Source organism: Paenarthrobacter sp. CCNWLY172, assembly GCF_037402035.1.
Lineage (GTDB): Bacteria > Actinomycetota > Actinomycetes > Actinomycetales > Micrococcaceae > Arthrobacter.
Window position 1 is genome coordinate 30,766 of the sequence record NZ_JBBEGB010000010.1, and the last position, 22,629, is coordinate 53,394.

Genomic DNA, 22,629 nt, shown 5'->3' on the forward strand with positions numbered 1-22,629 from the left:
TCCTAACGGGCTTCGAGCGCAGCCTTGGCTTTCGGGTCCGAGTCGTTCAGGAACTTCTCGATCCGCTCCGGCTCTTCAGCCTCGCCGATCGCCGACGCCGCACGGCCCAGTGCGTAGAGAGCACGCAGGAAGCCCTGGTTGGGCTCGTGCTCCCACGGGATGGGTCCGACGCCGCGCCAACCGTTTCGGCGCAGCGAATCCAGGCCGCGGTGGTAGCCAACACGGGCGTAGGCGTAAGACTCGATGGTCCGGCCTTCAGCCCAGGCTTCCTCCGCGAGGATGGCCCACAGGAGGGACGACGTGGGGTTCTGCGCTACGAGGTCCAGTGCTTCCTTGCCGAGTGCAAGGTGCTGGTAGATCTCGTTTTCGGCGGGCAGGAGCGTAGGCTCCGGCCCCATCAGGTTCTTTCGGAATTCGTCGGACATTAGAAGGTCTTGCCCACCGATCCGAGCTGCTGCGCAGCTTCGACGATGCGCGCGGCCATGCCGGCTTCTGCCGAAGCGCCCCAGACACGGGGGTCGTAGGTCTTCTTGTTGCCCATTTCGCCGTCGACCTTCAGGACGCCGTCGTAGTTGGAGAACATGTGGCCGGCCACCGGGCGGGTGAACGCGTACTGGGTGTCGGTGTCGATGTTCATCTTGATCACACCGTAGGAAACGGCGTCAGCGATTTCCTGTTCCGTGGAGCCCGAACCGCCGTGGAAGACGAGGTCGAACGGGTTTTCCTTGCCGATCTTCGCGCCGACCTCGGCCTGGATCTGCTTGAGCAGTTCAGGGCGGAGCTTGACGTTGCCCGGCTTGTAGACGCCGTGCACGTTGCCGAAAGTCAGGGCGGTGAGGTAGCGGCCGTTTTCGCCGGCACCGAGGGCCTCGATGGTTGCGAGGGCGTCTTCGGTGGTGGTGTAGAGCTTCTCGTTGATTTCGTTCTCAACGCCGTCTTCTTCGCCACCAACCGTGCCGATTTCAACCTCGAGGATGATCTTCGCAGCAGCAGCGCGTTCCAGCAGTTCACGGCCGATGCGCAGGTTCTCGTCGAGGGCTTCGTGCGAGCCATCCCACATGTGCGAGTTGAAGATCGGGTCCTTGCCGGCCTTGACGGCTTCCTCGGAAGCAGCCAGCAACGGCAGGACGAAGTCCGCCAGCTTGTCCTGCGGGCAGTGGTCCGTATGCAGGGCGATGTTGACGTTGTAGTTCTTGGCAACTTCGCGGGCGAACGCTGCGAAGCCGAGGGAACCGGCAACCATGTCCTTGACCGAAGCACCGGACCAGTAGGCTGCGCCACCGGTGGAAACCTGGATGATGCCGTCGGACTCGGCCTCGGCGAAACCGCGGATCGCAGCGTTCAGAGTCTGCGACGACGTCACGTTGACCGCGGGGAAAGCGAATCCGCCTGCCTTTGCGCGGTCGATCATCTCGGAGTAAATCTCTGGGGTTGCAATGGGCATGGTGACTCCTATGCTGATTCGTCTGTGGGTTGGTAACCCTGGAGTAGACCGCTTACGGCTAGCACCCATCCTAGCGATATCCGCCGTGCCGCCGTGTTTCGGGTCACTGGAGCTCTTAACACTTCCGCCGGGTTGAGACTCCCCCTGCCACCCCCCATTCATCTAAACGGTGGATATACTGCGGGAATGGAGATCCCCCCGAGTGCAAACAACCAGCCCCACTTGACGCCATACCTGCAGCAGCAGGGCAGTACTTTTCCCGAAGGGCAACCCAGACGGAACCGGAAGCTGATTATTGCCATCGCAGCGGGCGCAGCGGTAGTCCTCACCGCTGCCACCGCTGGTGTGGTTCTCCTGGTTTCATCGTTGTCACCGGCGCAGGACGTCAGCGCGACAGCTGAAACATACTTCCAGGCCCTGATCGACGGGGACGGCGAGAAGGCCCTGAGCGTATCCGACCCTGGCGTCCCCGAAAATGAAAAGGCTCTCCTCCAGAGCAACGTGTACAAAAATGCAGGGCAGCACATTGACGGTTACCGGATCATGGACGCAAGGTCGGATTTTGTCACTGCCGAAGTCACCCAGAACGGCCGCAAGCAGGAAATCATTCTGAGGATGACCAAGTCACCTGAAGGCGAGTGGAAGGTAGGGGCTAAAAACTTCCAAAAGATCCGGCTCAGTTCCAGCCGTCCCGTGGAGTCGTTCACCGTGAACGGCGTCGACGTTGCCGCTCCTGGCGCCGGAACCGGGGCGAGGGATTCCTTGCTGATGCCGGCCTTCCCCGGCGAGTACACCCTGGGCATTTCCGGAGACAAGTACGCAACGGCCGAAGAGCAGAAGGCCTTGGTCAGCATTGACCGGGCGATTTCCAAGACCACCGAACGTTTGACGGTGATACCCAGCCAACTGCTTCTGGATGAGACCCGGACGCTTCTCGAGAACAAACGAAGTGAATGTACTGCCACCACTCCGGTCAATGCATCCGAAGCGTCCCGTCGTGGTTGTTCCGGGTTCGCGCTCTACGAATACCGCCCTACCCGCAATCTGAAATGGACCATAGAGAAGGAGCCCACCTTCACTCTCCTTCGCAGCGAGGACGGTTGGATCATCCAGTCGGAGGAAGCGGGCAAGGCTTCCGTGAGCTACGAGGTCAACAGCGGCCGTGACGACGCCCCGCAATGGGAACCAAAGGTTGAGCTTGTAACACCCAGGGCCTCTGGTGAGATCCAGATCGTGGACGGAAAAGCCACCCTGAAAGATCGGTAGACGGGCATCGGCGGGGGCTGATACTTGAGGCTTGCCTAGCTGACAGGTTGCTGGAACACGTGTCGGCGGACCCACGCGTGCATGGCGATGGCCGCGGCTGAGGCCGCGTTCATGGACCGGGTGGAGCCGAACTGCTCAATGGACAGCGTGGCGACGGCGGAATCGTGCACCTCGGGCGACAGGCCGGGTCCTTCCTGCCCGAACACCAATACACAGTTTTTCGGGAGATCGTACGTCTCCAGGGGCACGGAATCCGGGAAGATATCGATGCCGATCACCGCAAGCCCCTCGCCCTCCGCCCACTGGACAAATTCCTCAACGGTGGGGTGGTGGCGCACGTGCTGGTAGCGGTCGGTAACCATGGCCCCGCGACGGTTCCACCGCCGTCGTCCTATGATGTGGACCTCTTTGGCGAGGAACGCGTTGGCGGTCCGCACCACGGTTCCGATGTTGAGGTCGTGCTGCCAATTCTCGATGGCGATGTGGAAGTCGTGACGCTTGGAGTCGAGATCCGCCACGATTGCCTCGTGCTTCCAGTACCTGTACTGGTCCACCACGTTGCGGCGGTCACCATCCCTCAACAGGTCCGGATCCCAATGGTCACCCGCCGGCAGCTCGCCTTCCCAAGGCCCGACGCCGACCTCGGGTTTCGCTTCTGCCTCGCCCTCCGGCGTGGTTTCGGCAGGGGTGGGCAGGGCTGTGTTGGGGGGAAGGTCAGTCACCCCTCAACTTTAGCCCTGCCCCGTCGCCCGCCTGGGCGGGCTGGGTCGAGCGGCTCTTAGCCCATCTTCCACTTGTTGATGCGGTAGGAGTTGGCCAACTGCTCAAAGAGTCCCGGATGCGCATCCCAGTACGTCTTGTGACCACTGACGCCGAGCATCTGCGGCGTGCCCCAGGGGGTCACGGAGAACAAGTTCACGGCCTGGATGGCTTCGCCACGGGCATTGGTGCACGTAAAGCTGATGACTACTGCGGCACCACGGCGGAACTCACGGATTTCCGGCATGGACGTCTTGAAGTCGGAGGTGCACTTGTGGCCCACCAGGTTCTGGGGCAGCTCCGTGGCGGTCATGCCCTTGTATCGGGCTTCGATGTCCTGGATGGCCTTCTTGACCTCTTCCGGATCCTTGCCGAACTTGCCTTCCCCGGACTCTGCAAAGAACGCGTAGGCCAGCGCAATGCCGTCGCCGTCGGCTTCTACCGTGCCTTGGGCCTTCTTTTGGATCTCTTCGCCAGTGGTGGGGTCCTTGGTGATGCCGAACGACTCGTCGTGGGTCCACTCGGCCAAGTACTGGAAGGAGGACTCGCCTGTCACCCACTTGCTGAACAGCGGATCGCCGTCCGCCGGAACGTTGCTGGGTCCGGCAAGCTCTTCCCACACGGCCGGCAGCGGGATGGCGCCGGCAGGGATATCACTCGACGCCGATGCGTCGCCCGAGGGTTCAGCAGAAGGCTCGGACGCTGCCTCCGAAGCTTCGTCCGAGGATGTTACCGACGGCGCCGGGGTCTCCACTGCGGTGGGCTTGGTCATCGACGGGATCAGCCAGGTGAACGCCACCACCAGCGCAATGATCACGACGACGGCGACACCACCGAGGATGAGGAACAGCGACTTCTTGTTGTGGTCGCCCGGGTTCTGGCCGGGCCCTCCGGGTCCTCCGGGTCCTCCGGGTCCGTCCGGGTAGCCAGGCTGGCCCGGGTATGCGGCACCCGGCGGCGGGAAGCCTGGCTGGCCCTGCTGGGCGTCCTGACGCTGTGCCTCCGGCTGGTAAATGGGCTGGGTCTGCCCCGGTTGGTACTGGCCGTACTGCCCCTGCCCGGTGTCATAGCGCGGCTGCGGCACGCCGTCGGGGTTGTAGGGAGGCTGAGGGGCTCCATTGTTGTTGCTCATGGCAGGACCTTTCGAAGGCAGTGAGTCACCGGGATGCTTCTGGGGACAACCCGATGGATAAACCGGAAGAGGGGACCTGCTGAAGCGTGGGCGACGCATAAAAACCACCATGTCGATCCCCCGACCCACGGTGGTGGCACGCCTGCGCCGCCCCCAGCGTAGTCGAGTCCGAGGCGTCCACCGCAAGTCACAGCGGATATCCACATGGGCAGAACTACCCACATAAGCGGGATCACAGGATGTTAGGGCCGCAGATTGATGAAAGACTGGTGGCAGTGCATGAACAATCCCAGCCGGAGGCAAATATGGCAGAAGAAACCACGTCCACATCGGTTTATCGAAACGGCCACGAAATTGAATGCTGGCTTACGGACATGGACGGAGTCCTGGTCCATGAAAACCAGGCGATCCCCGGCGCAGCTGAACTCATCCAGCGCTGGGTAGATACCTCCAAGCGCTTCCTGGTCCTGACCAACAACTCCATTTTCACCCCCCGCGACCTCGCAGCCCGCCTGCGCGCGTCCGGCCTGGAGGTTCCGGAGGAGAACATCTGGACGTCTGCCCTGGCCACCGCCCAGTTCCTCAAGGATCAGGTCCAGTCCTCGGATTCGGGCAACCGCGCCTACACCATCGGCGAAGCCGGGCTGACAACGGCCTTGCACGAGGCCGGGTTCATCCTCACCGATACCGATCCCGACTTTGTGGTCCTTGGCGAAACCCGCACTTACTCCTTTGAAGCGATCACCATGGCCGTCCGCCACATCCTGGCCGGCGCCCGCTTCATCGCCACCAACCCGGATGCCACTGGTCCTTCCAAGGACGGGCCCATGCCGGCAACCGGTGCTATCGCGGCCATGATCACCAAGGCCACCGGTCGCGAGCCCTACATTGTGGGCAAGCCGAACCCCATGATGTTCCGTTCAGCCATGAACCAGATCGACGCCCACTCCGAGACCACGGCCATGATCGGTGACCGCATGGACACGGACATCGTGGCGGGCATGGAAGCCGGCCTGCACACAGTCCTGGTGCTCAGCGGCATCACGCAGCGCGAGGAGATCGTTTCCTTCCCGTTCCGTCCCAACCAGATCCTGAACTCCGTGGCCGACCTCAAGAGCCAGATCTAAAAAGGACAAAAAGGACCGAACCATGGCTGTGCTCAATCTGCGTCCTCTGGCCGGTGGCCGGATTCTCAGGGGGAGCCAGCCATTCGGTTTGGATGCCGCTGCGACGTCGGGGTTCCTGGCGGAGCACGGCATCCAGGCGATCGTGGACCTGCGCAGTGAGCTTGAGCGTTCCCTGGTTCCGTGGCTGATCCCTGGCCACGAAGCCGTTCAAAACGACAAAGTTCACGACGACGGTACCCGGCCTGCCGCCGTCGCCCCGCCCGTCGTCGAACTCGTGAACAACCCGCTGGACCCGAACGCAATCGCCGGCTCGCTCCATGCGGTGGAGACAGCGGAGGATCTGGGCGAGCTGTACCTCGGCTGGATCAAGATGCGTCCGGAGTGGGTCGCTGATGCGCTGCGGCCCGTTGCGCGCGGAAAGCGCACGCTGGTCCATTGCTCGCTGGGCAAGGACCGCACGGGGGTGGTGTCGGCGATCGCACTCCTGGCCGGTGGCGGATCAGAGGATGCCGTGGTGGAGGATTACACCACCACCACCCTCAGCCTTCCCACCATGTTGGAAGTCATGGCTGAAACGTGGCGACTGCATGTCCCCTCCACTCCTGCGGCCTATTTCAGCCCGGAGCTGATGGTCCTGCAGAGCCCTGAAGCAGCGATGCGGCATTTCCTCGCTGCCCTCGCGGAGGAGTTCGGCGATGCGCGGAGCTTCCTGCGCGAGGCAGGCCTTACCGCCGTCGAGGTTGACGCGCTGCGTTAATCGTGGGGCCTATGCTAGCCCGGTCAGCACCTAGGCCGGGCGGATGACCCTGCCATTCGGCTCCTGGTACGACGGCTCCTCAGGCTGGGGCGGGAGCGGCTGGAGTTCGTCCTGGACCCGTTCCAGCAGCGGGCGGTAGATGTTCCCGTTCCATTGCGGGCTGGCGTGGGCGGGCCGTGCGCCTTCCGTGCTGAGCGTGGGCAACGCCATATTGTTGCCGAAGACCTTGCTCCACCCCGCACGCGCCGACTCGTAATCCACGGTGCCGTCCTTGGCGTTGCCCAAAAAGGCCATCTTGGCGCCACCGATCTTTCCGGCCAGGCGGAGTCCGTCAAAGTGGTAAATGTACGCCGACTCCGTCTGGATGAGCACGCTGGAAGGAGCGATTGGCGAGAGCTGTTCGAGGCTTTGGTCGAGGATTTGCCGCCACGTGCGCTCGTCCTTGTGCGCCACGCGCTCCCCCAGCTCATAGCCGCCTCGGAGGACCGACGGAATGCGGAAGCCATTCTCGTACAGGAACACGACGCCGTCGAACCAGCTCTGGTCCAGGACGTCGGCGCGGCTGAACGGGCTCGAATCCAGGACAATCAGCTGCGTTTCCACCCCGTGCAGTTCCAAGAGGCGGGCGGCCACCTGGGTGGCGAGCATCCCGCCGAAACTGTGGCCGTAGAAGTAGAGCTTCTCCAGTTCCAGTTCGCGGACGTGCAGGATGATTTCCCGGACGATCTCGTCCACGTCCAGTCCCAGGTTGGAATATCCGACGGCGGCAAGGCGGCCGCGCTGGTGCAGGGCAGGACGCAGTGAGTTGAGGATCCACTGGGCTTCTTCCCAGCTGGTTTTGTACCCGGGGAACAGGATCCAGCTGGCTTTGGGGAAGTACAAGTCCGAGTACGGATCAGGAACCCGGAGGATCTTGGTAGCCCGCCGTTCAGCCTGGACACGGCGGGTGAAAAGCATGTCCCCGGCCAGCGCCGCGGAGGCTCCGGCGGTGATGAGGAAGTTCCGGCGGGACGTCTTCTTGAGGCGGGCAGCGTAAGGCAGGATCCGGGCCCATGCGCCCGGATCCTCTGCCTTCTCCGGTTCAGGAGAAGCCGGCACGGCGGGGTTTTGATCCACCTCCGCCGGTGCCGGGAGCTTCCCTACTTGAACGTCCACGCAGCAAGCATAGGCTTCGGAAGGTGGTACCTCACAGCCCCATGGTTTGTGTGCAGCTGATGCCCTTAAGATGCGCCTTTACGGTCAACGGCTGTACAAAACTCCTTAGCTGAGGCCCAGCTCGTCCTTGCCGAAAGCGAAGAGGTACGGCACGCCGGTTTCGGCTTCGATCTTCTCTTTCGCGCCGGTGTCGCGGTCGACGATCACGGCGACGGCCACCACATTGCCGCCCGCTTTACGGACGCCTTCGACGGCGGTCAGCGCGGACCCGCCGGTGGTGGACGTATCCTCGAGGACCACCACGTTGCGGCCCTCAACGGAGGGACCTTCCACCTGGCGGCCCATGCCGTAGGACTTCTGGGCCTTGCGGACCACGAAGGCGTCCACGGCACGGCCGGCGTCGGCAGCGGCGTGCATCACAGCGGTTCCGACGGGGTCGGCACCCATGGTGAGTCCGCCCGCGCACTCAACTGAAACGCCGGCGTCGTCGATCATTGCCAACATGACCTGGCCCACCAGCTTGGAGGCCTCGTGGTGCAGGGTGATGCGGCGGAGGTCGATGTAGTAGTCCGCTTCCTTGCCGCTGGAGAGGATCACCTTGCCGCGGACCACCGCCAGTTCCTTGATGAGTTCAAGAAGGCGGGCGCGGGCAGCAGCAGTATCAAGCGTGGAGGTCATGGCTCCTAGTTTAGTAGGAGTGACGTTCAGCGAGGCGCAGGGGCGGCCGTGGTGGAGCGGACCACCAAGCGGGGCTTGACCATTTGTTCACCGCTTGCCTGCTCTCCATCCAACTGTTGAAGCACGGCCTCCATGCAGCGGCGGCCGAGTTCCTCGAAGTCCTGCTTGATGGAGGTCAGGGGAGGCATGAAGAATTCAGCTTCCGGTTGATCGTCATAGCCCACCACGCTGATGTCGCCGGGCACATGGCGTCCCGCTTCCTGGACGGCGCGGAGGACGCCAACGGCCATCTGGTCGTTGGCGACGAAGACAGCGGTGATGCTCTTGTGCTGAAGGAGATCGAGGCCGGCACGGTAACCCGAGGCGGCATCCCACCCACCTTCAAGGAGGACCTCAGCTCCCAGCCCTGCAGCACCGAGCGCTTCCTGCCAGCCTTTGATGCGCTCCGCAGCGTCGATCCAGTGCGGGGGGCCGGAGATGTGGGCAATACTGCGATGCCCCAGATCGATCAGGTGGTCGACGGCAAGGCGGGCTCCCAGCCGTTGGTCGAGGGAGGCGCCCGTCAGTTGGTTACCGGCTCCTGCGCCTACGGCAACGATCGGCACGGGTACTGAAACGTCACGCAGGACGGCCAGGACATCGGGGTGCGGAACCAGGATGACAATGCCGTCCACGGACTGGTTGCGGAAATGCGCAATGGCATCGTTGATGCTTTCGCCGGTGACTTCGCGAAGATTCGCAATGCTGACGAAGTACCCGGCTTCCCTGCCCGCCTGCTCCACCCCGAGGAGCGTGTTCGCCGGACCGAACTGGCCCGTTTCGCACGCAAGTACCCCGATGGTCCGGGACCTCCGGGTCACCAGGCTGCGGGCTGCTGTGTTCCGCCTGTACCCAAGGTGCGCAATGGCCGATTCCACGCGTTCCCTGGTTTTTCCGCTGACGTTGGGATGGTTGTTCAGGACACGGGAAACGGTTTGATGCGAGACCCCGGCCATCTTCGCGACGTCGCCCATGACGGGAGGCCGGGCCGGCAGCGCGGGCGGGTCCAGCGGGGCGGGCGGGCCCGGCGGGGCCCCGGGCTGCGCCCGGGACCCCGCTGCAGGCGGATGTTCGCCGCGAGACATGGGTTCCTACTTAGCGTCGACGCCTACGGGCTGCGCTTTGGCGGCAGGGGCCGCCTCGGTTGCCGGAGGCGTGGTCTTCCACTTGAAGCGACGGCCCATTGAGGACCCTCCACCGGCACCTGTCCGGTTCTTGTTGAAGATGTCGAAGCCAACGGCGAGCAGGAGCACCAAGCCCTTGATGAGCTGCTGGTAATCGGTACCCAGGCCAAGGATGGACATGCCGTTGTTCAGGACGCCCATGATCAGGCCACCGATCATGGCACCGGCTACCGTGCCGATGCCGCCCTGGACCGCTGCGCCACCAATAAAAGCGGCAGCAATGGAGTCGAGTTCGAAGCCGGTACCACCGGCAGGCTGTGCCGAGTTCAGGCGGGCCGTGAACACCAGCCCTGCCAACGCGGCCAAAACACCCATATTGACGAACAGGCGGAAGGTGACTTTCTTGGTCTTGATGCCCGAAAGCTCGGCCGCGTGGAGGTTGCCACCGATCGCGTACGTGTGGCGGCCGAAAATGCTGTTGTTCATCAGTGCCGAGTAGACGATCACCAGGACAGCCAGGACGATCAGGACAATCGGGGTTCCGCGGTAGCTGGCCAGCAGGAACGTGATGATGAGCATCAGCACTGCGATGAAGCCGTTCTTGACGGCGAACCAGGCCATCGGCTCATTCTCCAGGTTGAACTTGCGGCGTACCCGGCGTTCCTTCAATGCCTGGAAGAGGATGGCTGCCGTGCCGCCGACGCCAAGGATGACCGTCAACCATTCCAGGACGGAGGTACCCCCCGAGATGTCCGGCAGGAAGCCGCCACCCAGTGCGCGGAGCTCGCTCGGGAAGGGGGTGATCTGCTGGTTCTTGAGGGTGATGAGGGTCAGTCCACGGAAGATGAGCATGCCGGCCAGGGTGACGATGAAGGCTGGAATGCCCACATAGGCAATCCAGTAGCCTTGCCACGCTCCCACCAACGCGCCAACCAGGAGGCAGGCCGGGATGGCGAGCCACCACGCCCAGCCCCAGTGCACGATCATCACGCCGGCCACAGCGCCGATGAAGCCTGCGATGGACCCGACGGAAAGGTCAATGTGTCCGGCAATAATGACCATCACCATGCCGATGGCCAGGATCAGGATGTAGCTGTTCTGGACTACCAGGTTGGTGACGTTCTGCGGCTGCAGGAGGATGCCGTCGGTCAGGACCTGGAAAAGGATGACGATCAGGATCAGGGCGACGAAGATGCCTACCTGGCGGAGGCGGCTTGTGAGGAAGCCAAGGGATTCTCGTAGGGCGGACATGTTCGCTATTCCTTCTCTTGGGTCATGTAGTGCATGAGGGTTTCCTGGGTGGCTTCGGCGATGGGGACTTCGCCGGTGATGTGGCCTGCGGACAGGGTATAGATCCTGTCGCAGATGCCCAGGAGCTCCGGAAGCTCAGAGGAGATCACAATGACTGCTTTCCCCGCGGCTGCCAGCTCGGCAATGATGGTGTAGATCTCAAACTTGGCGCCGACGTCGATTCCACGGGTTGGTTCGTCCAGGATCAGGACGTCCGGGTCTGAGAACATCCATTTGCTCAGCACTACCTTTTGCTGGTTTCCACCCGAGAGTTTGCCCGTGATGGCAGCAACGGAGGGAGCTTTGATGTTCATGCTCTGGCGGTAGTGGTTGGCTACGGTGGTCTCTTTGTTGCCGTCCACCCAGCCGCGCTTGGCCAGCTTGTTCAGTGCGGCCATGGAGATGTTGCGCTTGATGTCCTCGATCAGGTTCAGGCCGTAGTGCTTCCGGTCCTCGGTTGCGTAGGCGATCCCGTGTTCGATGGCATCGGAAACGGTGGAAGTGTTGATTTCTTCCCCGTACTTGTAAACCTTGCCCGATACTGCCCGCCCGTACGTCCGGCCAAAGACGCTCATGGCCAGCTCGGTCCGGCCGGCACCCATGAGGCCTGCCAGCCCTACAACTTCACCCTTGCGTACGTTCAGGCTGGCATTGTTCACCACCATGCGGGAATGGTCCTGGGGATGCTGGACAGTCCAATCCTCGATGCGGAGGACTTCCTCGCCGATATTGGGAGTCCGGTCCGGATAGAGGCTTTCAAGGTCGCGGCCCACCATTCCACGGATGATGCGTTCCTGCGTGATCTGGCCCTGATCCAGCCGCAGGGTCTCGATGGACTTGCCATCGCGGATGATGGTGACGGCGTCTGCCACTTTGCGGATCTCGTTGAGTTTGTGGCTGATGATGATGCTGGTGACGCCCTGGCCCTTGAGGTGAAGGATGAGGTCCAGCAAGTGGTCTGAGTCTTCATCGTTCAGCGCCGCGGTCGGCTCGTCCAGAATGAGGAGTTTGACCTCTTTGGACAGTGCCTTGGCGATCTCCACCAGTTGCTGCTTGCCAACACTGATGTGCTGGATGGGGGTCACCGGATTTTCACTGAGGCCCACCCGGGCCAGCAGCTTGGCGGCTTCCAGATTGGTCTTCCGCCAGTCCACCCAGCCGTTCCTGGCCAGCTCGTTGCCGAGGTAGATGTTCTCGGCGATGGACAGGTACGGGCTCAGGGCCAGTTCCTGGTGGATGATCACGATGCCGCGCTTTTCGCTGTCCGTGATGCTTGAAAATTCGCAGGGTTCGTTCTCGAAAAGGATGTCGCCGTCGAAAGTGTTGTGGGCGTAAACGCCGGAGAGCACTTTCATGAGGGTGGACTTCCCGGCGCCGTTCTCACCACAGATGGCATGAACCTCACCTCGGTTGACGTCCAGGGTGACGTCCTGCAGGGCTTTTACCCCGGGGAAGGTCTTGGTGATTCCTCGCATTTGAAGAATGGGTACGTTCATCGTCAATTCCCGCTGACTGGTTGGAACTTGGCCGGGCCGAGGACTCGACAGGCTCTGAGGGAGGCTGCGGTCCCGCCGCACTGCGCGCTGCAGCACAGGGCGGCGGGACCACAGACCGGGAACTACTTACTTGACGTCGGATTCCTTGTAGTAGCCCGAGTCGATGAGTTCCTTCTGGAAGTTGTCCTTCGTGATGATGACGGACTTCAGCAGGAAGGCCGGAACAACCTTGACCTTGTTGTTGTAGGTCTTGGTGTCATTGGTTTCCGGCTCGGTGCCCTTGAGGACAGCGTCCACCATCTTCACGGCCTGAGCGCCGAGCTGGCGGGTGTCCTTGAAGATCGTGGAGTACTGCTCGCCTGCGACGATGGACTTAACGGAGCCCTTTTCTGCATCCTGTCCGGTGACCACGGGAAGGCTTCCGGTGGAGTAGCCGCCGGTGCTGGTCAGGGCGGAAATGATACCGATGGAAAGGCCGTCGTACGGGGACAGAACGCCGTCCAGCTTGGTGCCGGAGCTGTAGGCCGAGGTAAGGATGTCTTCCATGCGCTTCTGGGCTACTGGTGCCTGCCAGCGCAGGATGGCTGCCTGCTCAAACTTGGTCTGACCGCTGGGGACCTTCAACGTACCGGCATCCAGGTACGGCTTGAGGGTGTCCATGGCGCCGGTCCAGAAGAAGTTGGCGTTGTTGTCGTCCGGGCTTCCCGCGAACAGCTCTACGTTGAACGGGCCCTTGCCCTCTACCTTCTTGCCGCTGGCGTCAACCAGGCCAAGCCCGGTCAGCAGCGAGGTAGCCTGTTGGACGCCCACGGTGTAGTTGTCGAAGGTGGTGTAGTAGTCCACGTTCGGTGTTCCGTTGATGAGCCGGTCATAGGCGATGACCTTGACGTTCTGCTCCTTGGCTTTGGCCAGGACGTCGGTCAGGGTGGTGCCATCGATGGCCGCGATGATCAAGGCCTTCGCGCCCTTGGTCAGCATGTTCTCAATCTGGGAAACCTGCGTAGGAATGTCGTCGTTGGCGAACTGAAGGTCCGTCTTGTAGCCGAGGTCCTTCAGGGACTTCTCCACGTTGGCGCCATCCGCGATCCAGCGTTCGGAGGTCTGGGTAGGCATCGAAATGCCCACCAGGGAATCGCTGGGGTTCGCGCTGCTGGTGGACTCCGCAGTGCCTCCACGGCTTCCGCAGCCCGTGGCTCCCACGGTCAAGGTCAGGACAACCGCTACGGCGCCCAGGAGTTTTTTCAATCTCACGATGCTCTCCTTCCGCGGCAGCATTGCCGCGAACTCTGATGCAGCCGGAGCATCTGCGCGTCCGGCACGGTAAAGCTGGGTGGCCTGTGTGCTGGGGGCGGCACATGCCGGTGAAAAGTGATGCGACTGCCATTGTGAACGCTAACAATACCGTCGGTCAAGTGCCGTGGATCACGAATTGATTGCAGACCCGGACCATCCCCGGGACTCTTGACTTGAAACGTTGTTAGCGTTCACAATTGGCCACTTCGACCGCCTGCAACGTTCCGGACGGCAGGACCAAGCCCCCCCGGAGGGGCAGGAAAAAGCCCGGCACCGCTTTGTGGGCGGTACCGGGCTGGGATCGCTCCTGGCGTGATGGCCGCAAGGAGCTCTTCCCTGCTGGGAACAGGGAAATCAGAGGTGGGTGTCGAACGAATCGCAGAAGACGTTCTGGTTGAACGTCCCCTGGAACCCGGACTTGCCCTGGATCTTTTGAATGGTCGCCCGGATGGCCTCGCGCGTTGCCGCGTGTGCGTGAATGGCGGTCTTGACCATGGGCACGTCGATCAAGTGGTTCGGCTGGTTCAAGGAAACAAACACCGTGGGAACCTCCGTGGCATACCAAGGAATTTCGGCGGCCATGGGCGAGGACCACTTGATTCGGATGGAAGCCTCCTGTGCGAAACCCTTCACATTGGCGAAGACGAAAGCGGCGTCATACCGCTCCGCATAGTCGCCCGTGGCTTCCTCGGACAGGACCCGCATGAAGTTCATGCCGGCCTCCCCCGCAGCCTCGCGCTGTTCAGCGGTCCTGAAGACGCTGACCTCAAATCCTGCGGCTTCCAGCTCTTCCCGGACGGTGTCCAGGTAGGCCAGGGGATCGGCGCGGGTGAAGTCGGCGCCACTGGAGATGCCGTAGAGGCGGATCCGCGGATGCGTCCGAGGGGTGATGGGCAGGTTGCGGGCGGTGTCCTTCACCAGCGTGACGGTCTTGTCAGCAACGTCCGCAGCAATGGCACGGTGGGCCTCACTGCCGATGGCGGCCAAGGCTTCGGCCGACGGAACCAACGATTCCCGCGACGCGAGGTGCAAGCCGAGGCTCGCCTTCAGGCCCAGGATCCGCCGCAGGGCATCCTGCAAACGCCCCTCGCTGATGACCCCGGACTTGTAGCCATCCAGCATGTACCCGAAGTCCTCCTCCGGGTTCCGGAAGAACAGGAACATGTCGCAGCCGGCCGCGATGGTCGCAGGTACAAGGTCGCGCCGCTTCATGGCCTGTGTCAGCCCCACCATGAGGGACGCATCCGTGAGGACCAGCCCATTGAAGCCCAGTTCGCCACGCAGCAGGTCCTGCAACAACTCAGGCGCCAGCGTGGCCGGGAGGATTTCAGCGTCCGACAAGCCTGGCCGGAAATGCCGGGACAGCTCGGGAGCGCCGATGTGGCCCACCATGATGGACTGCACACCGTGCCCGATCATTTCGCGGTACACGTGACCGTAGCTGGCGTTCCAGTCGTCATAGCCAAGGGTGTTGTAGGACGTGACTACGTGTTGATCACGTTCGTCAATGCCGTCCCCCGGGAAGTGCTTCATGGCGCAGACGGTGGGTGATTCGCTGATGCCGTCGAAGTATTCCTTGGCCCGCTCCACCACAATCTCCGCGGTGTTGCCGAAAGCCCGCGTGGAAATGACCGTGTTGCGCCAGTTGTAGTGAATGTCCACGATCGGCGCGAAGGCCCAGTTGCAGCCCAGCGCGGCAGTCTCGACGCCGGCCACCTGGCCCATCTGCCGCGCAATGGCCTTGTCCGGATGCGAGCCCGCCTGCAAGTGCGTGGAAACGAACGTGCCGTCGTCGCAACTGCCGGCGCCGCCCATCTCCGGATTGGACGCGATCAACAGCGGAATCCGGGTTTTGGACTGGGCGTAACGGATGTGTTCCTGCACGGCGGACGAGGGCCCTGGCCGGTACCGCATACCGCCCACGTGGAAGTTCTCCAGCACGCCGTCAAGATATGCCGGGGAGTAATCGTTGTTGTGATTGATGAACAGCTGGCCGATCTTCTCTTCCAGCGTCATGGAGCCAATGGTGTTCTCCACCCACTCCACCGCGGCGTCATCCAGGTTGTAGGGAGCCGCTGCCAAATCCACCAAGTGCGGCCCGGCGTACGCTGCGGACTGGCCTGTCAGCGCGGCATGTACGTCATTCACGATGTCCTCCACGGGCGATGCGGTGTCCACGACGATCCCGGCCTCGTCGTCGTCGAGCGCTTCCAACGCAGCCAGTTGCGAGTCCAGCAGCGAGGCCGGCATGAAGTGCCCGGGACGGGCAGTCATACGGGCATTCAGCAACTCACGGGTGCCGTGCAGGTGCACGAACACCACGGATGGATCGGCGCTGCGGATGATGTTCCGGTAGGAGCGCTTGAGCGCGCTGCACGCGATGACAAGAGCAGAGTTCGACGCCGGGAACCGCCTGCCGATCTCGGCCAGCCATGGTGCGCGGTCGTCGTCGTTCAGCGGAGTACCCGAGGCCATCTTGTCGATGTTCGCCTGAGGGTGCAGCGAATCGCCGTCGAGGAATTCAGCGCCAATACGGTCCGCGAGCGCGGCGCCCACGGTGCTCTTGCCGCAGCCGGCCACGCCCATCACTACGATGTGGTGGCGGTGCCCATCTTCAGAGCCGGCAGGTTTACCAGTCATGAACAGTGCCGTCCACGAGGCGGTTGTACGGCAGGTAGGCCTGCTGGTACGGGAACGCGGCGGCTGCTTCTTCATTGAATTCGACGCCGATACCGGGGTTGTCGCCCGGGTGCAGGTAGCCGTCCTTGAAGGTCATGGACTGCTGGAAGACCTCGTTGGTCTTGTCAGAGTGCTGCATGTATTCCTGGATGCCGTAGTTGTGGATGGCCAGGCCTACGTGCAGCTGGGCGGCGAAGCCCACCGGGGAGATGTCCGTGGGGCCGTGGAACCCGGACTTGATCTGGTACTGCGCGGCGAAGTCCATGACCTTCTTCAGCGGTGAGATGCCGCCGAAGTGGGTGGAGGCTGCGCGGACGTAGTCGATCAGCTGTTCCTTGATGAGGGTCTGGAAGTCATACACGGTGTTGAAAATTTCGCCGATGGCCAGCGGGGTGGTGGTGTGCTGGCGGACCAGGCGCAGCCCTTCCTGGTTCTCGGCGGGGGTGCAGTCCTCCAACCAAAAGAGGTCGTACGGTTCCAGGGCCTTGCCGAGCTTGGCGGCCTGGATGGGCGTCATGCGGTGGTGGCCATCATGCAGCAGCGGGATTTCCGGGCCGAACTCGTTGCGCACCGCCTCGAAAACGGTGGGCAAGTGGCGCAGGTAGGCGCGGGTGTCCCAGTCTTCTTCCAACGGGAAGTTGCCGCGGCCGGCGGGCTCGTAGTCGTAGCGTTCGCCCGAGGCCTGGGCCTGGGCGGCAACACCATAGACGGCCTTGATGCCGGGGACGGCAGTCTGGATGCGGATGGACTTGTAGCCCAGCTCCAAGTGTTCGCGAACGGAGTCGAACAGCGACGGAATGTCAGCGCCGGATGCGTGGCCGTAAGCGCGCAGACCGTTACGGGAAGCCCCTCCCAGCAGCTGGTACACCGGCAGGCCGGCAACCTTGCCTTTGATGTCCCACAGTGCCATGTCGACGGCGGCGATGGCCGCCATGGTGACGGGCCCGCGGCGCCAGTAGGAGCTGCGGTACAGGAACTGCCACGTGTCCTCGATCCGGTGCGGATCCTTCCCGATCAGCAACTGCGCAACATGCTCCTTGAGGTACGCGGCCACGGCGAGTTCCCGGCCGTTGAGGGTCGCGTCACCGATGCCCGTCACACCGTCCTCCGTGGTGATGCGCAAGGTGACGAAGTTCCGGGACGGGCTGGTCACAAAGACTTCAGCGGCAATGATTTTCACAGCTTTTCCTTTCGGGATGTGGCTGGGTTGAAGGGTTAGGTTGGATTACCACTGATGGCAACCGGTTGCGCCTGTGCTGCGAATGCTTGGCCAAGCCGATGGACCAGTTCCACGACGGCGGGCTCCCCTGCAAGCCCGGCATCCAGTAACGACACCAGCGCAGCAATGCGGTCCAGGCCGGAAAGCTGGTTGGCATGCTCCACCTCCGACGCACGGGGATCCTGCAGGCCGGCGTTCGTTTCCACGTACGCGGCCCACACTGCGATCATCCGGGCCGCGGCTTCACCGGTTCGCCCTGCTGCGCGTTCGGCGCGGAGTACAGGGACGGCCCGCATGCGCAGTTTGGTGCTGGCATCCACAGCGATCTGGGCCAAGTAGTGTGCAATCCGGGAGTTGCCAAAGCGCTGCAGAAGCGCCTCCCTGTACTCGGGAATGCCCAGGTCGTCATTGGCAAGGTGCCTGGACGCTTCGTCCCAGAAATCTTCGACAGCCCGCAGGCATACGGGATCGGCAAGTGCTTCGGCCACCGTCGAGTGCCCACGCAGTTGCCCGGCGTAGGCCAGGATGGAGTGCGCACCATTGAGAAGCCAGAGCTTGCGGTTTTCATAGGGCTCGATGTCATCCACAAAGACAGCCCCGGCGTCCTCCCACCGGGGACGGCCTGCAGGGAAGTTTCCGCTCAGTACCCAGTTGCGGAAAGGTTCAGTGACCACCGGAGCGTCGTCCCGGTAGCCGCACTTTTCACTCACCAGGGCAACGTCATCCGCAGTTGTTCGGGGTGTAATCCGGTCAACTGACGTGCTCACGAAGCTCACGTTCGCCTCGATCCAGACGGCCAGGCCGCCGTCGAATTCTCCGGCGATACCCAGCACGCCATCCCGGGTGACGTTTCCGTTGTCCGAAAGGTTGTCGCACGAAACGACGGCCAGGGGGCCGGCATCGGCATCCTTACGCGCGGCGAGGCCCAGGACCAAGCGGCCCAACGGCGTCGCGGGCTCTTGGCCGGAAAGCAGCAGCGGGGCGTCGCCGGCACCGAGGCCGTACGCTGCCTCTGTGATGGTCAGGGTGACCACGGCGGTCTGCGGCGCGGCGACCAGTTCAACCAGCCGGCCAACGTTGGCGCCATCCACGGCTTCGACGATGCTGCCCACTACCTCAAAGGAGTCACCGGCGTCGGATCGCTCCACCACGGTAAACAAACCGTCCTGTCCGGCGAGGACATCAGCGGCGTCCGGTCGGCGGCCGGTGAAGGAGGCGATTCCCCACTCCCCCGCGTCGGCGGCGTGCTGCGTGTACCAGGCCTGGTGCGAACGGTGGAAGGCACCGAGGCCCAGGTGGACAATCCGGACCGGCGCCTTGCCGGCGGGGCGGGTCTCGCGGTTGAGACGCGGAAGCCCGGCGTTCACAGCTTAAACACCCTGCGCGGGGAGGAATCGACGACGTCGAGAATCAGCTCGTGCGCGCGGTCTTCAGTGACGCGGTGCTCGGCCACGAGGCGCGCGAGGAAGGCGGCTTCGATCCTGCGGGAGGCGTCGTGCCGTGCCGGGATGGAGCAGAAGGCGCGGGTGTCGTCGATGAAGCCGGAGGACCGCGAGAAGCCAGCCGTTTCGGTGACGGCGGAGCGGAAGCGCAGCATGGCGTCCGGCGCATCGAGGAACCACCACGGGGCACCGATGTACACGGACGGATAGAAACCTGCCAGCGGTGCCAGTTCGCGGGAAAAGACGGTTTCGTCGAGCGTGAAGAGCACCACGTGGAAGTCCTTGGCCGTACCGAAATCCTGCAGCAACGGACGGATGGCCTCGGTGTAGTTCACGGCGAACGGAATGTCGTGACCGGTATCGGCACCAAAGGACTCGAACGTAGGGCCGTGGTGGTTCCGGTACGAACCCGGGTGGATGGTCATGACCAGGCCGTCCTCCACGGACATCCGGGCCATTTGGTACATCATGTGGGCCTCGAAGGCGTCGCGGTCTTCCGCAGTTGCGCTCCCGGCACGGGCACGTTCAAAGAGCGTTTCTGCTTCCGCGGCATCAAGCTTGAGGGTGGCCGGGGTGCGGACGCCATGGTCCGCCGATACCGCGCCATGCTCTACGAAATAACGACGCCGGTTTTCCAGGGCGGCGATGTAGCCGGCGTAGCCGGTGGCGCCATCAGCCGCGGTCTCGATGAGGCGATCGACGTTGGCACTCCAGCTGGGGTGGGCCACATTCAGGTAGGCGTCCGGGCGGAACGTGGGCACGACGCGGCCATTGAAGCTCGGATCTTCGGTGAGTGCCTTGTGGCTGGCCAAACTGTCCAGCGGATCATCCGTGGTGGCGAGGACCTCGATATTGAAGTCCTTGAAGAGCTGCCGCGGACGGAAGTCGGGTTCCACCAACTTGGCAGCAATAGCGTCGTAACTTGCATCTGCGGACAGCTCACTGAGGTCCGCACCGAGTTTGAACACATCGTTGAACTGGGTGCGCAGCCAATATCCGGAGGCAGTGCCTTCGAAGAGCGGCCAGGCCTGGACAAAGGTCCGCCAGATCTCCCTGGACTCCGGGGCGGACGCGGTGCCTGCCAGCAGCTGATCCATCGGAACTCCGTTGGCGTGGATCAGGCGGGTGACGTAGTGATCCGGGCTGACCAGGAGCGCAGCAGGATCGGGGAACGGCGTGTTCTGCTCGATGACTGCGGCGTCAACGTGGCCGTGCGGGGAAATGATGGGCAGGTCCTGGACGCGCTCCAGCAAGGACCGCGCGATGCTGCGCGTCCCGGGATCTGCGGGCAGGAGCCTGTCAGGGTGTGCTGCGATGGACTGTGACATAGGTCAATCTTGGCGGTCCGGTCCAACTTTTGTCAACCGGTTGCCAAAAATTGCCAACTAGTTGCTGGGCGGCCGCCCAGCACGGCCATTGGCGTTCCTCAGGTGGGCTGAACCAACAGCCGTCCACTGGAGCCGCGCACCACGAGCTCCGTTTCCACCCGGACAGCTTCGCCCGGGGCGTCCTGGCCTTGGAGCATGTCCAGCAGGATGGTCACGGCGCGGGTACCGCACTCTCCCAACGGCGAGCGGACCGTGGTCAGGGCGGGAGTAGTGAAATCGGCGCCAAAAATGTCGTCAAAGCCAACAATGCTGATCTGGTCCGGAACGCGCATGCCCCCGGCCTGCAATTCCTGCATCAAGCCAATGGCCAGGAGGTCGTTGTAGGTGATGACCGCCGTGGCACCGCTCTCCAGGACGTCGCGCGCAACCTGCCGGCCGCCGTCGACCGTTGGTTTGGACGACTCGAGGCGCACCGCGCTCAGCTTGGACCATTCGGCGGCGGCTTTGACGCCTTCCCAACGGCGGGCCGTCATCCAGGACTGCTTGGGGCCGGCGACGTACGCCAGCTTTTCGTGGCCATTGGCGGCCAAACTGCGCACGGCTTCGCTGATGCCCTTGTTGACGTCGGGAACAACGCACGGCACACCTTGGATCTCGCGGTTGATGACGGCCACGGGTTTGTCCGCGGCCAAGGCGCGGATGTGGTCGTCATCCATGCGCGGGCTGGCCAAAATAAGGCCGTCCACCGTGCTGAGGAGGCGCCGGGCGGCGGTTACCTCAGTCTCCGGCGACTCGGCAGACTCAGCCAGAACCAACGTGTAATCGCGGGCTGAGCCGGTGGTTTCAGCGCCGCGGATGATGTCGAAGAACGTGGGGTTGGTGATGTCCGCGACGATCAAGCCGATGGTCTGGGTGCGGCCGGTGGGCAAGGCCCGCGCGAAGGGGTTGACCTGATAATTCAGCTCCGCTGCCGCATCCTCAATAATCTTCTGCGTCTTGGCGCTAACGCGGCCAGGCTTACTCAGGGCGCGGGACACAGTGGAGGGATTCACGCCCGCCAGCTTCGCGATGTCGTAGATCGTGGCAGAGGACTTCTCCCCCCGGCCTCGTTTGGTGGGCGTGGTTGCTGTTCCAATGCTCGTCACGTCAGTCACCGCTCCATCGTAGACCGCTTGGCAACAAAAAAGGCCGGTTGCCAAATAAATCAGCAACCGGCCCGTTTCGCGTTTGTTAGGAACGCTCGGGGAACTTGCCCTCTTCCGCGATGCGCTTATTGAGCTCATGCAGGAACTCGTCCTCATCAAAGTCCAGTGATACTTCCTTGCCGGTCCAGGCCGAGAGGTGGATGGCGTTGGCCAGGCGGACACCGTTGATGCCATCGGACCCCGGAGCCAGCAGCGGCGTTCCGTCCAGGATGTTGGCAGCGAAGTTCTCCAGGACACCTGCGTGCTGGCCGCCCCACACGGACTCGAACTCAATGACCTCGCTGGTGTACAACTCGTCGCGGTTCAGCTGGCCCATGAAGAGCTTGCGGACGTCGTCCATGCCCATCGCATCGCTGATTTCCCGTTCCGGCTTGACCAAGCGGGTCACGGTGGCAACCTTGCTGCCCTCCACCACGATCTTGCCCTGGTCGCCCAGGATTTCGAACCGGTCCGTTCCCACAATGTCATGGGTGGCCGTGACGAAAACGCCAGTGGCGCCGTTGCCATAATCCACTACCGCGGTGACCTCGTCCTCGACGGCGATATCGCGGCGGAAGCCGAACGCCACTTTCGAGTACACGGACTTGGGGACGCCGCAGATCCACTGCCAGAGGTCCAGCTGGTGCGGCGCCTGGTTAACCAGGACGCCGCCGCCTTCGCCGCCCCAGGTGGCGCGCCATTCGCTGGAGTTGTAGTAGCCCTGGGGACGCCACCAGTTGGTGATGATCCAGTTGGTGCGCCGGATGCTGCCTATCTCGCCGTTATCGACGATTTCCTTGAGCTTCTTGTACAGCGGGTTGTTGCGCTGGTTGAACATGATGCCGAAGGAGAGCTCCGGTTTGGAGGCCGCGAACTCGTTGAGCTCCTTGACCTGCTTGGTGTAAACGCCGGCGGGCTTCTCCACGAGCGCGTGGATATTGCGCTTGAGTGTCTCGATGCCCATCTCCGGGTGCAGGAAATGCGGCACGCAGGTGACGATCGCGTCCACGGAACCGCTCTCCAGCATCGTGATGTAGTCGTCGAAGAACGGGACATCCGGGTACTGGGTAGCGGCCAGCTCCTTCTTGGCGGGATCGATGTCGCAGATGGCGGCGATCTCCATGTTCGGCACGAGGCCGTCGGCGATGAACTTGGCGTAAGCGCCGCCCTGTTGGCCCAAGCCGATGATGCCGAGGCGTACTTTCTTGCTCATGACT

At 62.9% G+C, this 22,629-nt stretch carries 19 protein-coding genes; 3 read left to right on the top strand and 16 right to left on the bottom strand.

Annotated features, from left to right (window positions below; all coding sequences use genetic code 11):
• Positions 1 to 2 precede the first annotated feature (2 nt).
• Positions 3 to 425, bottom strand: a complete 423-nt coding sequence (locus WBN73_RS16035) for a DUF3151 domain-containing protein (RefSeq protein WP_039239501.1) — start codon at positions 423 to 425, stop codon at positions 3 to 5.
• Positions 425 to 1,444 carry a class II fructose-bisphosphate aldolase gene (gene fbaA / locus WBN73_RS16040; RefSeq protein WP_207596113.1) on the bottom strand — a complete coding sequence of 340 codons (1,020 nt, stop codon included), beginning with the start codon at positions 1,442 to 1,444 and terminating at the stop codon, positions 425 to 427. The genes WBN73_RS16035 and fbaA overlap by 1 nt, the downstream gene beginning before the upstream one ends.
• 186 nt (positions 1,445 to 1,630) lie before the next feature.
• On the opposite strand from fbaA, the gene WBN73_RS16045 reads away from it, so the two are divergent.
• On the top strand, positions 1,631 to 2,710 hold the full coding sequence (locus WBN73_RS16045) for a hypothetical protein (protein WP_337340832.1): 1,080 nt from the start codon (positions 1,631 to 1,633) through the stop codon (positions 2,708 to 2,710).
• Positions 2,711 to 2,745: 35 nt separating this feature from the next.
• Here WBN73_RS16045 and WBN73_RS16050 read toward each other — a convergent pair whose 3' ends face one another.
• A complete protein-coding gene (locus tag WBN73_RS16050) occupies positions 2,746 to 3,432 on the bottom strand; it encodes a TrmH family RNA methyltransferase (RefSeq protein ID WP_280626376.1) in 687 nt (228 codons plus the stop codon).
• Positions 3,433 to 3,488: 56 nt separating this feature from the next.
• A complete protein-coding gene (locus WBN73_RS16055; protein ID WP_337340831.1) occupies positions 3,489 to 4,601 on the bottom strand; it encodes a hypothetical protein in 1,113 nt (370 codons plus the stop codon).
• A 305-nt stretch (positions 4,602 to 4,906) separates the two neighbouring features.
• Between WBN73_RS16055 and WBN73_RS16060 the strand changes: the two genes are divergently transcribed.
• Positions 4,907 to 5,728 carry an HAD-IIA family hydrolase gene (locus tag WBN73_RS16060; RefSeq protein WP_035761154.1) on the top strand — a complete coding sequence of 274 codons (822 nt, stop codon included), beginning with the start codon at positions 4,907 to 4,909 and terminating at the stop codon, positions 5,726 to 5,728.
• Between the two features lie 22 nt (positions 5,729 to 5,750).
• Entirely contained in the window at positions 5,751 to 6,485 is a 735-nt protein-coding gene (locus WBN73_RS16065; protein ID WP_337340830.1) for a tyrosine-protein phosphatase, read from the top strand.
• Between the two features lie 30 nt (positions 6,486 to 6,515).
• Here WBN73_RS16065 and WBN73_RS16070 read toward each other — a convergent pair whose 3' ends face one another.
• The 12 genes from WBN73_RS16070 to WBN73_RS16125 form a co-directional block, all read right to left on the bottom strand.
• Positions 6,516 to 7,640, bottom strand: a complete 1,125-nt coding sequence (locus WBN73_RS16070; RefSeq protein ID WP_337340829.1) for an alpha/beta hydrolase — start codon at positions 7,638 to 7,640, stop codon at positions 6,516 to 6,518.
• Positions 7,641 to 7,745: 105 nt separating this feature from the next.
• Positions 7,746 to 8,318, bottom strand: coding sequence for an orotate phosphoribosyltransferase (gene pyrE / locus WBN73_RS16075; protein WP_207596107.1), 573 nt, complete (start codon positions 8,316 to 8,318; stop codon positions 7,746 to 7,748).
• Positions 8,319 to 8,344: 26 nt separating this feature from the next.
• On the bottom strand, positions 8,345 to 9,331 hold the full coding sequence (locus WBN73_RS16080; RefSeq protein ID WP_337340851.1) for a LacI family DNA-binding transcriptional regulator: 987 nt from the start codon (positions 9,329 to 9,331) through the stop codon (positions 8,345 to 8,347).
• 117 nt (positions 9,332 to 9,448) lie between these two features.
• Complete coding sequence (mmsB, locus tag WBN73_RS16085) at positions 9,449 to 10,732, bottom strand: multiple monosaccharide ABC transporter permease (protein WP_207596106.1); 1,284 nt, start codon at positions 10,730 to 10,732, stop codon at positions 9,449 to 9,451.
• A 5-nt stretch (positions 10,733 to 10,737) separates the two neighbouring features.
• Positions 10,738 to 12,267, bottom strand: coding sequence for a multiple monosaccharide ABC transporter ATP-binding protein (mmsA, locus tag WBN73_RS16090; RefSeq protein WP_207596105.1), 1,530 nt, complete (start codon positions 12,265 to 12,267; stop codon positions 10,738 to 10,740).
• 126 nt (positions 12,268 to 12,393) lie between these two features.
• Positions 12,394 to 13,518: a multiple monosaccharide ABC transporter substrate-binding protein gene (gene chvE, locus WBN73_RS16095; RefSeq protein WP_311211442.1), complete on the bottom strand. Its 1,125-nt coding sequence runs from the start codon at positions 13,516 to 13,518 to the stop codon at positions 12,394 to 12,396.
• Positions 13,519 to 13,914: 396 nt separating this feature from the next.
• Positions 13,915 to 16,200 carry a gluconokinase, GntK/IdnK-type gene (locus tag WBN73_RS16100; protein WP_337340828.1) on the bottom strand — a complete coding sequence of 762 codons (2,286 nt, stop codon included), beginning with the start codon at positions 16,198 to 16,200 and terminating at the stop codon, positions 13,915 to 13,917.
• The gene (manD, locus tag WBN73_RS16105) at positions 16,190 to 17,419 is read right to left on the bottom strand and encodes a D-mannonate dehydratase ManD (RefSeq protein WP_089593517.1); all 1,230 of its coding nucleotides are present in this window, start codon (positions 17,417 to 17,419) and stop codon (positions 16,190 to 16,192) included. Before manD ends, WBN73_RS16100 begins: the two co-directional genes overlap by 11 nt.
• A 35-nt stretch (positions 17,420 to 17,454) precedes the next feature.
• On the bottom strand, positions 17,455 to 18,825 hold the full coding sequence (locus tag WBN73_RS16110) for a mannitol dehydrogenase family protein (RefSeq protein ID WP_337340827.1): 1,371 nt from the start codon (positions 18,823 to 18,825) through the stop codon (positions 17,455 to 17,457).
• Entirely contained in the window at positions 18,822 to 20,228 is a 1,407-nt protein-coding gene (uxaC, locus tag WBN73_RS16115) for a glucuronate isomerase (protein WP_337340826.1), read from the bottom strand. The genes WBN73_RS16110 and uxaC overlap by 4 nt, the downstream gene beginning before the upstream one ends.
• 98 nt (positions 20,229 to 20,326) lie before the next feature.
• Positions 20,327 to 21,382 (bottom strand): LacI family DNA-binding transcriptional regulator, encoded by a 1,056-nt coding sequence (locus WBN73_RS16120; RefSeq protein WP_207596101.1) that lies wholly within the window; start codon positions 21,380 to 21,382, stop codon positions 20,327 to 20,329.
• 76 nt (positions 21,383 to 21,458) lie between these two features.
• Positions 21,459 to 22,625: a Gfo/Idh/MocA family protein gene (locus tag WBN73_RS16125; protein ID WP_337340825.1), complete on the bottom strand. Its 1,167-nt coding sequence runs from the start codon at positions 22,623 to 22,625 to the stop codon at positions 21,459 to 21,461.
• Positions 22,626 to 22,629: the final 4 nt, after the last annotated feature.

Excerpts from the sequence above, each read along its gene's own strand:
- WBN73_RS16100 (WP_337340828.1), bottom strand. The coding sequence starts at position 16,200 with ATGACTGGTAAACCTGCCGGCTCTGAAGATGGGCACCGCCACCACATC.
- fbaA (WP_207596113.1), bottom strand. The coding sequence starts at position 1,444 with ATGCCCATTGCAACCCCAGAGATTTACTCCGAGATGATCGACCGCGCA.
- WBN73_RS16125 (WP_337340825.1), bottom strand. The coding sequence starts at position 22,625 with ATGAGCAAGAAAGTACGCCTCGGCATCATCGGCTTGGGCCAACAGGGC.
- pyrE (WP_207596107.1), bottom strand. The coding sequence starts at position 8,318 with ATGACCTCCACGCTTGATACTGCTGCTGCCCGCGCCCGCCTTCTTGAA.
- mmsB (WP_207596106.1), bottom strand. The coding sequence starts at position 10,732 with ATGTCCGCCCTACGAGAATCCCTTGGCTTCCTCACAAGCCGCCTCCGC.
- uxaC (WP_337340826.1), bottom strand. The coding sequence starts at position 20,228 with ATGTCACAGTCCATCGCAGCACACCCTGACAGGCTCCTGCCCGCAGAT.
- WBN73_RS16045 (WP_337340832.1), top strand. The coding sequence starts at position 1,631 with ATGGAGATCCCCCCGAGTGCAAACAACCAGCCCCACTTGACGCCATAC.
- WBN73_RS16060 (WP_035761154.1), top strand. The coding sequence starts at position 4,907 with ATGGCAGAAGAAACCACGTCCACATCGGTTTATCGAAACGGCCACGAA.
- WBN73_RS16035 (WP_039239501.1), bottom strand. The coding sequence starts at position 425 with ATGTCCGACGAATTCCGAAAGAACCTGATGGGGCCGGAGCCTACGCTC.
- WBN73_RS16065 (WP_337340830.1), top strand. The coding sequence starts at position 5,751 with ATGGCTGTGCTCAATCTGCGTCCTCTGGCCGGTGGCCGGATTCTCAGG.
- WBN73_RS16055 (WP_337340831.1), bottom strand. The coding sequence starts at position 4,601 with ATGAGCAACAACAATGGAGCCCCTCAGCCTCCCTACAACCCCGACGGC.
- WBN73_RS16080 (WP_337340851.1), bottom strand. The coding sequence starts at position 9,331 with ATGGGCGACGTCGCGAAGATGGCCGGGGTCTCGCATCAAACCGTTTCC.
- mmsA (WP_207596105.1), bottom strand. The coding sequence starts at position 12,267 with ATGAACGTACCCATTCTTCAAATGCGAGGAATCACCAAGACCTTCCCC.